This window comes from uncultured Neisseria sp. (assembly GCF_951230505.1).
In the GTDB taxonomy this organism is placed as follows: domain Bacteria; phylum Pseudomonadota; class Gammaproteobacteria; order Burkholderiales; family Neisseriaceae; genus Neisseria.
On sequence record NZ_CATNVN010000035.1, the window covers coordinates 1 to 15,327 of the forward strand.

Below are 15,327 nucleotides of genomic sequence, written 5' to 3' on the forward strand. Positions count from 1 at the left end.
TGAGTTGGCTGAATTCCGAAGATAAATCGAGGGCAAAGCGGCTGATCAGCTCGAAGCTGGTCAAGCGCTCGGCAAAATGGCCTTGTACCGCAGTTAAAAGCGAGACGGCGGATTCAATATCGTCTAAACCTACCCATGCGGTTGCTTTGGTTTTGGGCTGGGCAAAGAGTTTGAGTGTGGCGGCGGTAATGATGCCCAATGTTCCTTCGCTGCCGATAAAAAGATGGCGCAAGTCGTAGCCGGTTGTGTTTTTGTGCAGGGGCTGAAGGTGGGAAACCAGTTCGCCGTTTGGTAAAACGACTTCCAAACCCAATACCAAATCACGCATGCTGCCGTAACGCAAGACATTCAAACCGCCGGCATTGCAGGCGATATTGCCACCGATTTGGCAAGAGCCCTCGCTGGCAAGGCTGAGCGGAAACAGTCGTCCGGCTTCGGCTGCCGCCTTTTGAGCATTTTGCAAAATCACGCCAGCTTCAACCGTCATGCTGTTGTCGGCAAGGTTGATATCGCGGATGCGGTTTAGCTTGGAGAGGTTGAGCAGTACGCCTTCGGTGGTTACCGTTGCGCCGCATAATCCTGTATTGCCGCCTTGCGGGGTTACACATATGCAGTTTTCAAAACAGAAACGCATGATTTTCTGCACGCTCTCGACAGAGTTCGGCTGTAAGACAATATCCGGCGAAGAAACAAAGCGGCGGCGTTGGTCGTTTAACAAGGCCGGAGTGGCTTCGATGATTTCAGAGGCGGAAAGAAACTCAGTAAAACGGTCGTGAAGGTGCATGGCAGTCAGGCGAAAAAATCGGGAAGGGGAGTGTGAGGAATGTAAAAAAGCAGGATACGCAATGGTATCCTGCTTTTCTTATATTCAAAAGAATATTATTTAGCAGCTTCAGAAGCAGCAGCTTCAGTAGCAGAAGCAGCAGCTTCAGTAGCAGAAGCAGCAGCTTCAGTAGCTTCGGTAGCAGCAGAAGCGGCAGCTTCAGTAGCAGATGCAGCAGCTTCAGTAGCAGATGCAGCGGCTTCAGAAGCAGCAGAAGCAGCAGATTCAGCAGCTTTATCAGCACCGCCACAAGCGGCCAAAGCTAAAGACAACAAAGCAGCAGCGAACAGAGATTTTTTCATTTTTAAGAACCTTTTTTAAATCGATTTAAACTAAAAATAGCCGTCAAACGGCCTGTACAGTAGAAATTCATTACTGAATTTTTTAATATTATGCCCCACGGGATAGGTCAATGCAACGTTGCGTAACCGTTTGTTGGCTAAAATCAATACGAAAATAGTGAAAATAATGTAAATCATATTGGCGCACGAAAAATCATCTGAAAATATTCATTATTAATGAAGATTTTAAAAATACATTGTATTCAATGAGTTGTGTATTTTTATTTGTTATAGGTTTTAAGGGTTTGGAATGTTTTTGCGTTTAGGGAAATTTTTGTAATTTAGCAACTTTGTGTTGTGAAAAAGCAACTTTTGTTGATTGGAATCATTCAATTTTGTTTTTTGTATGGACTTTTTCGGTTTTGTTGTATTCGCCAAAAGGATTTGTTTAAGGTAAACCGATTGTTTAGTTACAGCTGTGATAGAATAGCCTGAGCTTGACTTTATAAATATTGATTAAGGACGACATGATGTCTATTGTTAAAAATTCCGTAGTTTCCCTGCATTATGAAATGTACGATGCCAACAACCAACTGTTGGACAAAACCGAAGAGCCGATTGCTTACCTGCATGGCGGTTATGACGGTATTTTCCCTTTGGTGGAAGAAGCGTTGCACGGCAAAAATGTAGGCGATACCGTTGAAGTGGCTTTGTCGCCTGATGATGCTTTCGGCGAGCAAGATCCTGAGTTGGTGCGCATTGAAGATGTAAGTGTGTTCCCTGTTGAAGTTGAAGTTGGCATGATGTTTGAAGCCGATGATCCGGAAACAGGCGATGTATTGATTTATCGTGTAACCGATGTTGCCGACGGTAAAGCCGTAGTAGACGGCAACCATCCTTTGGCCGGTATGAAAGTATTGTTCAAAGCGACCGTTGAAGGTGTACGCGATGCGACTGAGGAAGAAATTGCCCACGGTCACGTACATGGCCCGCACGGTCATCACCATCACTAATCAGGCTTGAAACATGATAAAGGCCGTCTGAAAAGGAATGAAACCTTCTTTTTCAGACGGCCTTTAAGTTTTTACAAGACAGATAAATAGGAAATTTTGGCGCAGGTCAAATCAAACAGGGAAATATGGATTTTGTTAGAGACTACAATGAATTACATGTAACAGTGCGACAGAATCTGTATTAAGATTCAGATATTGGTAAAACAGGCAGAATGCAATGAGTGAAACATTGGAGCAGCAGGCTCTAGAGGCCGGTATTGATTTAGGCTACCACGACATCAACGGTACATATCATGCGACCAAACCTGAAGTTTTGGAATCGATCGTTGCTGTTTTGGATAAAAGCAAACCCGATTCAGACGGCCTTTATCTGAATACGATGGTCGCGCATGAAAACGGTGAAGAATCTTTACAGATGCCGTCTGAATTTCATGGTGCGGAAGCGGTCGTATTGATTGATGAGGCGGATGAGTACCAGACCTTGACTTTATATCCGGGCGACAACGATACGCTTTGGATTAAGCTGCCCCAACTGGCTTGCGGTTATTACACTTTGTCGGCCAAGACCGGCGGCAAATGTCGCCTTGTACGTCTGATTGTTGCACCTGAATCGGTTTACCAGCCCAAACTGCTTGCGAATGGCGGACGGATGAATGGTTTGACCATGCATTTGTACAGCCTGCGTTCCGAGCGCAACTGGGGCATAGGCGACTTTACCGATTTGCTGAATCTGATGAAATATGCGGCGGAGAAAAAGCTGGATTTTGTCGGTATCAACCCTTTGCACGCCTTGTTTACCAGCAAGCCTGCCTTTGCCAGCCCGTATAGCCCTTCTTCGCGCGAATGGCTCAATCCGATTTATTTGGATATCGAGAAAGTCGGCGCGTTTACTTATAACGAGCAACTGAAAAACTGGCAGGCCCAACCGAAAATCCGTCAGCGCATTGCCGCTTTGCGTGTTACGGAAACGGTGACTTATACGGCAGTTTGGGCATGCAAGCGTGATGCGCTGCAAATGGCGTTTAATGCATTTGAACAAGATGCCTGTGAAGCTGCGGCAAATGAACGCGCTGCATTTGAAGCATTTGTATTAGAAAAAGGCGAGGCTTTGCAGGGCTTCGGTTTGTTTGAGGCTTTGGGCCAGTATTACAGCCGTCCCGGACAAGTGGGTTGGCAGTCATGGCCGTCTGAATTTCATCAACCTGATGGCGAAGCGGTAGAAAAATTCGCGCGCAGTCATGAGCGGGAAATCCGTTTTTATATGTGGCTGCAATGGCTTTGCGCGGAGCAGTTGCTCGAAGTCAACCAAGCCGCTGCCGAATACGGTGTCAAACTCGGCATTTACGGCGATTTGGCAGTCGGCGTGGCGCGAGGCAGCGCGGATACTTGGTTAAACCGCCAAGATTATTGTATGGACTTGTCAGTCGGCGCGCCGCCCGATCCTTTGGGGCCGACAGGGCAGAATTGGGATTTGCCGCCGCTTAATCCGTTGATGTTGAAGCATACGGGCTATGAAAAATTTGCCCATCTGTTGCGTGAAAACATGCGCTTGTATGGCGTGTTGCGGATTGACCATGTGATGGCATTGTGTCGTTTGTGGTGGGTGTTAAACGGTAAAACAGCAGATTTCGGTGCGTATGTGCATTACGATGCCGAAGTGATGTTTGCTATTTTGGCATTGGAAAGCCAGCGCAACTGTTGCGTCATTATCGGCGAGGATTTGGGTACGGTACCCGATCAAGCGCGTTATCTGCTCAACCGCTATCAAGTGTTCTCCTACAAAGTGATGTATTTCAGTAAGGGCTGGAACGGTTTTCAGTTACCTGAAGAATACCCCGAGCAGGCGATTACGGTCATCAGCACCCACGATGTCGCGCCACTGGCAGGGTATTGGATAGGCAAAGATTTGGATACGATGTTCAAACTCGGTACTTTGCCTGATGCAGCCGCTTTTCAGACGGCCTTGGATGAACGCGAACACGATAAAGCCGATTTGCTGGATAAATTGAAAGAAACCGGCTGTCTGGGTGCAGACGTACAAATGCCGGCAAAAGCCGATGAAACCTTGCTGGCGGCTTTGCACAAATACGGCGCATTGAGCCGCAGCAAACTTTACGCCATACAGTTGGAAAACCTGCTGGGCGTCATCGACAATCTGAATGTCCCGGGTGTAACCGAAGGCTATCCGAACTGGGCGCAAAAAATGCCGGTTTCTTTGGAAGATTTCCTACAACACCGCCTCATGGGCGGCCAACTTGCCATTATTGACGAGGTACGCATGAAAACAAACAGCCAAATCAAGACTTATCATGAACTTGACCAAATCGAGCGCGATACGGTCGAAAGCCTGTTTCTTGCCACCCACAGCGATTTGTTCGCTTATCTGGGGCGACATCGCCTTGCAGAGGGCGATGAAGTGGTGCGCGTTTTGATTCCCGGCGCAGTAAGCGTGGATATCGTGAACCGCCGCAGCGGCGAACTCATCGTGCCGTCTGAAAAAATTGATGAACGCGGTTTCTTTGTGGCTGTTTTGCCCGATGATGCACCCGATTATGCTTTGCGTATCCGTTATACCGAAGACGCCGAGCCTGTAATTGAAGAAGACCCTTATCATTTTAGCTCTGCGTTGCAAGACATGGATTCCTGGCTGTTGGCCGAAGGCAAACACCTGCGTCCTTATGAGACTTTAGGCGCGCATTTTGCTGAGTTGGACGGCGTGAAGGGCGTACGTTTTGCCGTATGGGCGCCAAATGCGCAACGCGTTTCCGTTATCGGCGAGTTCAACAGCTGGGACGGCCGCCGCCATGTGATGCGTTTCCACCGCGACAACGGCATTTGGGACATCTTTATTCCTGCCGTCAAACTCAATGCCCTCTACAAATTTGAAATCCGCGATGCCAACGGTGATGTGCGCGAAAAAGCCGACCCGTATGCTTTCGGTGCGGAACTGCGCCCGACCACGGCATCTATCGTGCGCGGTTTGCCTGACGAAGTGGAAGAACCGGCCCTCCGCGCCCGTGCCAACGCCATTGATGCGCCGATCAGCATTTATGAAGTGCATTTGGGTTCGTGGAAACGCAATCCGGAAAACAATTTCTGGCTGACTTACGAAGAGCTGGCCAAAGAATTGGTCGCATATGTCAAAGACATGGGCTTTACCCATATTGAGTTCCTGCCTGTTTCCGAATATCCGTTTGACGGCTCATGGGGCTATCAGGCGACCGGTTTGTATGCGCCGACCAGCCGTTTCGGTTCGCCGGAAGAATTGCGCGCATTAATTAAAGCCGCGCACGACGAGGGCATCAGTGTTATCCTCGACTGGGTGGTCGGCCATTTCCCGACTGACGATCACGGTCTGGCCAAATTTGACGGCACCGCGCTGTACGAACACGCCGACCCGCGCGAAGGCTACCATCAAGACTGGAATACCCTGATTTACAACTTCGGCAGAAACGAAGTGAAAAACTTCCTGCAAGGCAATGCTTTGTATTGGATAGAACGTTTTGGCTTTGACGGTATCCGCGTTGACGCGGTGGCTTCGATGATTTACCGCAACTATTCGCGCAAAGATGGCGAGTGGATTCCGAACCAATACGGCGGCCATGAAAACCTTGAAGCCATCGCTTTCCTGCGCGATACCAACACCATGTTGAAAGAGGAAGTTCCGGCTGCGACTGAAATCGCTGAAGAATCTACTTCATTCGCCAACGTCACCCGTCAAGAAGGTTTGAACTTCAGCTTCAAATGGAATATGGGCTGGATGAACGATACTTTGCGTTACATGATGGAAGACCCCATCAACCGCAAATATCACCACAACAAAATGACTTTTGGCATGATGTATCAGTACAGCGAAAACTTCGTCCTGCCGCTCTCGCACGATGAAGTCGTACACGGCAAACGCTCGCTACTCGGACGGATGCCCGGCGACTGCTGGCAACAATTCGCCAACCTACGCGCCTACTACGGCTTTATGTACGGCTTCCCCGGCAAAAAACTTTTGTTTATGGGCAATGAGTTTGCACAAGGTCGCGAGTGGAACTACAACGAAGGCTTGGATTGGTTCCTGCTGGAGCAAGAGGGCGGCTGGCACAAAGGCGTACAAGACTTCGTGCGCGAATTGAACCATGTCTATAAAGACAACGCGCCGCTTTACCAATTAGACCAATGGCCTGAAGGCTTTGAGTGGCTGGTTGCTGACGACGGCGACAATTCCGTATTCGTTTTCGAGCGCCGCGACCGTGAAGGCAACCGTGTTATCGTCATCAGCAACTTCACACCTGTGGTACGCGAAGGCTATCGATTCGGTGTGAACTCTGCCGGCGAATACCGCGAAATCCTCAATTCAGACGACCTGCATTACAAAGGTAGCGGCGTTTCTGCCGGCGCAACGGTGGAGACAGAAGAAGTTTGGTCGCATGGCAAACCAAATTCCCTGTCTGTTACCGTACCGCCGTTGGCAACCGTTTACCTGTATCAGGCGGCAGTCAAAGAAGAAGCGTAAATCAACTTTGAGGGTGGGCATCATGCCTGCCTCATCAGCTGAAAATTAAAAGATAGTGATATCAATATGACTCAAGGCCGTCTGAAAGATTTTCAGACGGCCTTATATTGGACACGAAACCAAATACATACCAAGGAATCATTCTATGTCTGCCAAATCATGGCATATCGAGGAAGGCAAGCCTTATCCTATGGGCGCGACCCTGACGAGCAAGGGTGCGAATTTCACCTTGTTTTCCATCAATGCCGAAAAGGTCGAATTGTGTCTGTTTGATAAGGATAAAGAAACCCGTTTAGAGATGCCTTCGCGGCGCGGTTCGGTATTTTACGGATTTGTGCCGGACGTTAAGGCAGGGCAGCGATACGGTTTCCGCGTGTATGGACGTGAAAACGCAGAATACGGCTCATGTTTTAATCCCAATAAATTGCTGATTGACCCGTATTCTAAAAAAATTGACGGCAAACCAAGCTACCGTACCGCCGAAGAAATGGCATGGTTTAGGCCGGAAGATGAACGCGACAATGCCGCCGTTGCGCCGAAAAGCGTCGTGATCGGACGCAGCCGATTCAATTGGGCCAAAGATTGCCGTCCGGAAATACCGTGGGGCAAAACCGTTATTTATGAAGCCCATGTCAAAGGGTTGACCAAGCAATTCCCCGATTTGAAATATGCAGGCACTTATAAGGCCTTGTGCGATAAACGGGTTTTAGCCTATTTGCAAGAGTTGGGGGTGACAACGGTCGAGCTGCTGCCGATTCATTATCATCTGGACGAATACCATCTTCAGCAGATGGGCTTGAGCAATTATTGGGGCTACAACACTTACTCCCATTTTGCCGTCGAGCCGTCTTATGCCGACAATCCCGAGCGTGCGACGGCGGAGTTTAAACAAGCGGTCAAAGCCCTGCATCAGGCAGGTTTGGAAGTGATTTTGGATGTCGTGTACAACCACACGGCAGAGCAGGACGACAAAGGACCGATGCTGTGTCAGCGCGGTATCGACAACACCTTATGGTATTGGCACACCCCTTACGGCAATTATGAAAACTGGTCGGGTTGCGGCAATACGCTCAATATTGTCCGGAGAGACGTTACCCGTTGGGCGGCAGACAGCCTGCGCTATTGGGCTGAAGAGTTTCATATCGACGGCTTCCGTTTCGATTTGGGAACCGTATTGGGACGCGAACCTGATTTCCAATCGTACGGCCGTTTTTTTCAAGTCTTGTATCAAGACCCGGTTTTGGCCGGTTTGAAACTGATTGTCGAAGCATGGGACATCGGCGAGGGCGGCTATCACTTGGGCAATTTCCCGCAACCTTTTGCCGAATGGAACGGCCGTTTCCGCGATGATATGCGCGCGTTTTGGTCGTGGGAAAGCGGTAATTTGGGCGCATTTGCCGAACGTTTGGCCGGGTCGTCCGATATTTTCAACCACAGCGGCCGCCACCCTTCTGCCAGCATCAACTTCATCACTGCACACGACGGCTTCACTCTGCGCGATTTGGTCAGCTACAACGAAAAACACAACGAAGCCAACGGCGAAAACAACCGTGACGGGCATAATGAAAACATCAGCTACAACCACGGCGTAGAAGGTGAAACCGATGATGAAGAGGTTTTGCTCAACCGCGAATACACCTCCAAAGCGCTGCTTGCCTCCTTATTTTTATCTAACGGTACGCCCATGCTTTTGGCGGGCGATGAGTTCGGCAACAGTCAGCAAGGCAACAACAACAGCTACTGCCAAGATAATCCGATTACATGGTTGGATTGGCAAAATGAGTCCTATGTATTGCAAAATTACACTCAAGAGTTGATACGTGTTCGCAGCCAAATCAAGCTGCTGACAGATGATTGTTGGTGGGAAAAAGAGCGTGTGCAATGGCTCAATGCCGACGGCAGCCCAATGACCGAATATTGTTGGCACAACAGGGGCAGTAAGGCGATTCAGATTGTTTTGGACGACGAGTGGCTGCTGTTGGTCAATGCCAAACGTAGTCGTCAGTTATTTAACCTGCCTCAAGGCAATTGGGAAATTTCTTGCGTACCATCTGAGAAATTTAATTACGAAGAATCAGGAAAATGTGTTGTTGAGCATATGGGGATTTGGATTTTACATAAAACAAATTAAATGAGAATTAAACTATTGGTTGATTAATTCTTTGATATTTTGTCAGTATTTTATGATTTGCAGCTTAGTGGTATAAATTGAAAATGCCGATAAGATGATGAATGGTTTAATTGTTAATTGAATGTTTTATAAAGAAAAATATATCCTTTTTTTAAATCTTTCCGCTATAATCTCCTTAGTTTGTAACAAATCTACGCACCATTCCTTTCAGACGGCCTGTTGCCGTTGTCAGGCCGTCTGAAAACCGAGTTTCGTTGTTTTTAATAAAACCATCAGGCGCGTTGTCCAGTGCCTCACGCTAGAGAAAGGCTTCCATGGCTAAGAAAAAACTCCCCATCTCCGGTTACGATTATGTAATGCCTAAACCGGACGCCGAAACCATCCGTAAATCCATCGTTTACAAGCTGATTTTCATCTTGGGCGTAGATCCGAAGGAGGCAACTTCACACCAATGGCTCAACGCCGCCATGCTTGCCGCGCGTGACCTGATTGCGGAAGATTTCCTCAAAACACGCCGCGCCCACATTGACAACAGCAAACGCATGGTTTATTACCTGTCTATGGAATTTCTGCTCGGCCGTTCGTTTGTCAACGCGCTGATTAACGAAGGCGTTTATGCCGAATTCGAAGAAGCCTTTAAGCAACTGGGCAAAGAATTTGCCGATGTCTGCGAACAAGAAGAAGATCCGGGTTTGGGTAACGGCGGTTTGGGCCGTCTGGCTGCCTGCTTCCTCGACTCTTTGGCAACCCTGCGCATTCCGGCCATGGGCTACGGCATCCGTTACCAATACGGTATGTTCAAACAAGAAATCGTGGACGGCCAACAAGTTGAAAAACCCGATTTGTGGCTCGACCAAGATTTGGCATGGCAGTTTGCCCGTCCGAACAAACAATATTCCGTCCGTTTCGGCGGTCAAGTGTTGAACTTGGGCGACAAAAAAGAATGGCAGCCGAGCGAAGAAATTTCCGCTTGGGCATACGATGAAATCATTCCTGGCTATGGCGGCGAATGTGCCAACCCATTGCGCTTGTGGACTGCACACGCAGGCAACTTGTTTGACCTTGCCGACTTCAACCGAGGCGACTATGCCTCTGCCGTTCGCGCACAAAACAGCGACGAAAACATCTCACGCGTTCTGTATCCGAACGACTCCACCGATTCCGGCCGCGAATTGCGCCTGAAGCAAGAATACTTCTTGGTTTCCGCTTCCGTTCAAGACATCGTTGCACGTCACAAATGCCGTTTCCCAAGCATCCGCACTTTGGCGGACGAAGTCGCCATCCACTTGAACGATACCCATCCGGTGCTCGCTATTCCAGAATTGATGCGCATCCTGATTGACGAAGAGGGTATCGCATGGACTGAAGCATGGAATATGTGCTGTAAGATTTTCTCTTACACCAACCACACATTGATGAGCGAAGCCTTGGAAACCTGGCAGGTTGACCTGATGGGCCGTCTGCTGCCGCGCCACTTGGACATCATCTTTGAAATCAACGCCTACTTCCTCAATGCCTTGCGTGCCATCGGTAACTTCGACGACGACTTTGTCCGCCGCGTATCCATCATTGACGAAACCCACGGCCGTCGCGTTCGCATGGCATGGCTTGCCGTGATCGGTTCGCACAAAGTCAACGGCGTGGCAAAAATCCACTCCGATTTGATGACCACATCCATCTTTGCCGACTTTGCCAAAGTGTTCCCAGAACGCTTTACCAACGTAACCAACGGCGTCACCCCGCGCCGCTGGATCAACATCGCCAACCCGGGCCTGACCAAATTCTTGGACAAACATCTGGGCGACGAAGACTGGCGTCTGCATTTGGACAACCTGACCAAGCTCAACGACAAAGTGGACGATGCCTCCGTACAGGCAGAATTCGGCGAAGTGAAAAAAGCCGCCAAAGAGCGTCTTGCCAAATACATCGAAACCGAGCTGGGCATCAAAGTTAACACCGATGCACTTTTCGACATCCAAATCAAACGTATCCACGAGTACAAACGTCAAGCATTGAACGTGATGCACATCGTCGACCGCTACAACAAAATCCTGGAAAACCCGGATTTCGATTGGCAGCCGCGCGTGTTCATCTTTGCCGGTAAAGCCGCTTCCGCCTATTACATGGCGAAGAAAATCATCCGATTAATTAACGACGTTGCCAAAGTCATCAACAACGACACCCGTATCCGCGACCTGATTAAAGTTGTGTTCATCCCGAACTACAGCGTCAGCCTCGCCCAAATCATCATCCCAGCCGCCGATTTGCACGAACAAATCTCACTGGCAGGTACAGAAGCATCCGGTACCAGCAACATGAAATTTGCCCTCAACGGCGCAATCTGCATGGGTACACTGGACGGCGCGAACGTTGAGATTTTGGAAAAAGTCGGCGCGGACAACTGCTATATCTTCGGTAACACCGTCGAGCAAGTCGAAGAAATCCGCCGCAACGGTTACGACCCGTTGAGCTATATCGAGCGAGACAGCGACCTGCGCCGCGTCGTCAACCAAATCAGCCAAGGCACTTTCTCTCCGGAAGAGCCAAACCGCTACAACGACGTGTTGCAACCATACGGCGACTTCTATCAACTGATGGCCGATTTCCGCAGCTACATCGACACGCAATACAAAGCGGACGAACACTACCGCAACGTATCCGCATGGCGCAAATCAGCCTTGATCAACATCGCCAACATGGGCTTCTTCTCATCCGACCGCTCTATCGCCGACTACTGCCGCGATATTTGGTACATCAAACCATTGAGCGAAAAAGAACTGCCCAGCAGAAATTAAGCGTTAAGCAGATAACGAAAGCCGATACATCGGAAAGGTGTATCGGCTTTTTTTCAGACGGCATGAAATAGAAAGGAGTAAAACAGTATGGTTATATTGTTGCTTTAGCGTATTTCTAAATGACTCAATTTAAAATCGATATTTAAAATTTAGTAGCCATTCATTCTGACGGTAGCGGTAATGTGCTGTATTGCTGAGTACGATGTATTCAAACCCTAAAATCTGCCTGTGATGCCGAAGGTAACCGTCCGGCCCGGCCCGGGGGCGGGCACGTTGCTCATCGGGTCAAGGTAGTAGCGGTTGGTCAGGTTGGTGATGCCGAGATTGACGTTGAGGTTTTTGTGCACCTGATAGCGGCCGTACACGTCCCATGTCAGCGAGGGGTTCCAATGGTAGGGCTTGCCGGTGCTGTTGAAGATATGCCCAAAACCCCGCTTCAACAGTTGGTCGTATTGCTTGGTGTTGACGCGGCTGTGGTAGATGCCGCGCAGGCCGAATTCGAGTTTCTCGCCCAAGGCGCGCATGCCCGCATCAAGGTTGACCGAATACTTCGGCTGTAGGGCATGGTAGCCGCGCGTGCTGCCGTAGCCCCCTTCGATGCAGATCGGCACGCCTTTGTAGCCGTAGGGGTCGTAATCGAAGGCCGTGTCGCGGTCGCACATCTGCTGTTTCAGGCGGTAGGTCGCGCCCAGCGCGGCGAAGAAGCGGCCGCTGTCGATGCGGCCCTGCCATTCCAGCCCGGCGGTATCCTTGCTGTCGTATTGCACGGTGCGGAAATGGTCGGTGGTCTCGATCACGTTCCGGATGCGGTTGCGGTAGTAGGTCAGGCGCATATCGCCTTGGCGCAGCCGGGCAAAGTGCGGTGCGAAGTTAAAGTTGTAGCCGATTTCCAGGCTGCGGCTGCGTTCCGGCTTAAAGCGGAAATTCGGCGCTTTGGGCGATCCGACATAGGCCAGGTCGTTGTAAAAGCTGCCGACTTCATATACGCTGGGGAAGCGGGTCATCTGCGCGTAGCGCACGAACAGACGGTTGTTGTCGGTCAGGTCGTAACTGACGGCAACGGTCGGCGCCCAGGCATGGGCGCGTATCGGTTTGGGCTGCGCCCAGCGTTGTTCTTCGGTGTAGTGTTTGTTGATAATCTTATGTCCTGATCCGGTATCACCGCCGGTTTCCGGATAACCGACACTCATGTTGGTCAGTTTCCCTGGCCAAGTATCCATACAACTGTTTTCATTACTTCTTATACAGTTCTTAGGATTTCCCAGCCCTGCCCAATATCGGTAATGTGCCTGATTCAATCCCTGCGGATTGGCAACCTTTTCCTGATAATTTTTCACAAAATCATGGAAATGTTTGGGCAGCGAACCGCTGTCCAGCTTGCCGTTCACAAACGGCACATATACGGGGCGAACCCGGTACAACGGATGATTTTGAGAATCATTATAACCCCGACCGTTATAATAAACAAGCCCGTCGCTGCCGATATAGTGATACTGGTCGTCTACCTTATATTCCGAACTGTTGTAATATTTCGGCAGCTTATAGCGTGCGCCGTGCGCCTGCATGGCCCGGTCGGCGGCGGCGATGGCGGCATCATTGCCTGACTGGTGGGCACGTCGGCTCTGTTCGGCCACCGCGTCCCAATCGCGCCGCTCCTGATCGCCCACCAGCTCGAAATATGGGATGTACACGCCGTCCGAATAAGTGCCGTGCCCGCCGCCAGCCTGATAGCGCGGGTCGCGGCGGGCGCGGCCTTCGGCCAGGGCGGTATCGAAGCCCCTGAAATTGTGGTATCGGATACCGGCGGAGATTTTCAGGCGGTCGGTGGCCTGCCAGTCGAATACCAAGTTGGTTCCCCATTCGCGCCGTTTGCCGCCGCGCGGGCCGGCGATTTTCGTCATGCCGGTGGCCATGCCGGCCAGGTTGAACATATCCTGCGAATTAACCACTTCCACTTCTTCTTCCAGCTTCTCGTTCTGATAGTCGGCGGACAGGGTCATGTGCAGGCGCGGATGAAGGCGGAAGCGGTTGTTGAGGTCGAAGCCCGTACGGCTGACGCGGGTTTTCTGTTCTGCGCCGGAAAGTACACGGTATTGTCCGTTGTCGTTGGGCAGGATTTTCATCACTTCTTCTTTGCTCAAACCGTTTACGCCGAAATCGTCCATCAGGCTGCTGCAACTGCTGTAGCTGTCGGCATAATCGGGCGGAAGTTGTCCGCGTTTGGTGCACCAGTGCCAGACATCGTAGTAGGGGTCCGGTTTGGCAGCAGACAAATCCATGCCGCCGCTCTGGTGGCGGGTGGTATTGGTTTTGATGCGCCACAGGTTGGCTTGCAGGTCTATCCAGCGGCTGTTTTCGGGCTTCCAGTTCCAGCCGAGTTTGTAGGTGTCGGTGCGGATATTGGAATCGATACTTTGCATCTGCGGCGACAGTGCTTTGGGGCGGTTGCTGGGATTGTATTCTTCCATATTCATCACATAGGTGGTATGGAAGGGGTTGATTTCGCCAAAGCGCACGTCGGTGCGCATATACTGCCAGCCAAGTTTATGGCTGCCGGGCAGATGCCAGTTGTTTTTCAACAGCAGGGTTTTGGTTTCGGTGTTGCTGTTGAGCACTTCCACCCCGGGGTGGTAGACCTTGGCCATATTGGGCACGAAGGTGGCAGAGTTTTTGCAGTTGAAATCGCTGCCGCCTTGGTCGTAGCATTTTTGCAGGTCGTATACCGGATTGTGCAGGTAGCCTTCCGCCCCCTTGGTGCCGGCAAAGTAGTTGCCCTTGTCGCGGTAGCTGTAGGCGGCCAGGCCGTCTGAAAGTTCGGTTTTGAAGGCGGCGGCGGCCATATAGCCGCGGTCGTTGCCGAAACGCCGATTATCGCGGCCGCTTTTATGTTTGGGCGGGGTCAGGCCGTCGGCCACCAAGGCCTGCGGGCTTTGCTGGCCGGTATGCGGGTCGACGCCACCGCCCGCGCCGTCCGCCGTCGCGCCGAAAGGCAGGGTTCGGTAGTCTTCCCAGCCCAGCCATTGGTTGAGGTTGTTGGCCTGTTTGTTGCTGTTGTTGGAGAACTCCGTTTTCAGTTGGAAGCCGAATTTTTTCCCTTCAGGCACGATGTCGGCGGCTTCGATGGTGCGGATGGTGACCGCGCCGCCGACGCCCGATTTCACGCCGCGCGTGAGGGCGGGGCTTTTTTCCACCGCGATGCTGCGGAACAGGGCGGGATCAAGATAGTTGCGGTCGCCCACGCCGTAGTTGTTCATCCATACGTCGATAGTCTGCTCGGTGCCGTCTATGGTAACCGGGATGCGGCCCTTGCCGGTGATGCCGCGTATGTTGGGCGTAATCGCGCCGCCGGCGGTGCGGGTGTTCATGTTGTACACGCCGTTTAGGCCTTTGAGCACGTCGCCGGCGGATTGGACGCGGTAGCGTTCGAGGTATTCTTTGCCGATGTAGGCGTTGGAGACGTTTTTGTAATACACGTCGTCCGCGCCTTTTTGGTCGTTGGTACGTTTGCCACTGACAACAACAGTATCCAATTCCTGGTATTGTTCTGGTCGAGCTGAGGCTTCGATGGTATCAGCAACGGTTAATGTACTGAATGCGCTGGCAAGGCTGAGAATGATTATTTTGGGTTTGGGAGTAAAAGCAGACATAGTTTCTCTTTGTTAAGAACTTAATATAAGAGGTTAAAATACTCTTTTATATAAAAAATATAAAATTTTTAAATATTATTAATATTTATATAATAATTGATTATTCTTATCATTATTGAAATAATTTAATAAA

7 protein-coding genes are annotated in these 15,327 nt (G+C 50.5%); 4 read left to right on the top strand and 3 right to left on the bottom strand.

What is annotated here, in order from left to right; genetic code table 11:
• Positions 1 to 784, bottom strand: a 784-nt coding sequence (locus Q1M25_RS03850; RefSeq protein ID WP_300481975.1) for an FAD-binding oxidoreductase, incomplete at its 3' end; no start/stop codon positions are given.
• Between the two features lie 95 nt (positions 785 to 879).
• On the bottom strand, positions 880 to 1,125 hold the full coding sequence (locus Q1M25_RS03855) for a hypothetical protein (RefSeq protein WP_150537567.1): 246 nt from the start codon (positions 1,123 to 1,125) through the stop codon (positions 880 to 882).
• Between the two features lie 509 nt (positions 1,126 to 1,634).
• Between Q1M25_RS03855 and Q1M25_RS03860 the strand changes: the two genes are divergently transcribed.
• The 4 genes from Q1M25_RS03860 to Q1M25_RS03875 all read left to right on the top strand — a co-directional run bounded on the left by Q1M25_RS03860 (position 1,635) and on the right by Q1M25_RS03875 (position 11,547).
• Positions 1,635 to 2,117, top strand: a complete 483-nt coding sequence (locus Q1M25_RS03860) for a peptidylprolyl isomerase (protein WP_003683125.1) — start codon at positions 1,635 to 1,637, stop codon at positions 2,115 to 2,117.
• Positions 2,118 to 2,334: 217 nt separating this feature from the next.
• A complete protein-coding gene (gene glgB, locus Q1M25_RS03865) occupies positions 2,335 to 6,621 on the top strand; it encodes a 1,4-alpha-glucan branching protein GlgB (protein WP_300481980.1) in 4,287 nt (1,428 codons plus the stop codon).
• A 145-nt stretch (positions 6,622 to 6,766) separates the two neighbouring features.
• Positions 6,767 to 8,752, top strand: a complete 1,986-nt coding sequence (glgX, locus tag Q1M25_RS03870) for a glycogen debranching protein GlgX (protein WP_300481983.1) — start codon at positions 6,767 to 6,769, stop codon at positions 8,750 to 8,752.
• A gap of 314 nt (positions 8,753 to 9,066) precedes the next feature.
• Positions 9,067 to 11,547, top strand: coding sequence for a glycogen/starch/alpha-glucan phosphorylase (locus tag Q1M25_RS03875; RefSeq protein WP_300481986.1), 2,481 nt, complete (start codon positions 9,067 to 9,069; stop codon positions 11,545 to 11,547).
• A gap of 215 nt (positions 11,548 to 11,762) precedes the next feature.
• Here the strand turns inward: Q1M25_RS03875 and Q1M25_RS03880 are convergent, their stop codons facing one another.
• Positions 11,763 to 15,194, bottom strand: coding sequence for a TonB-dependent receptor (locus tag Q1M25_RS03880; RefSeq protein WP_300481988.1), 3,432 nt, complete (start codon positions 15,192 to 15,194; stop codon positions 11,763 to 11,765).
• Positions 15,195 to 15,327 lie beyond the last annotated feature (133 nt).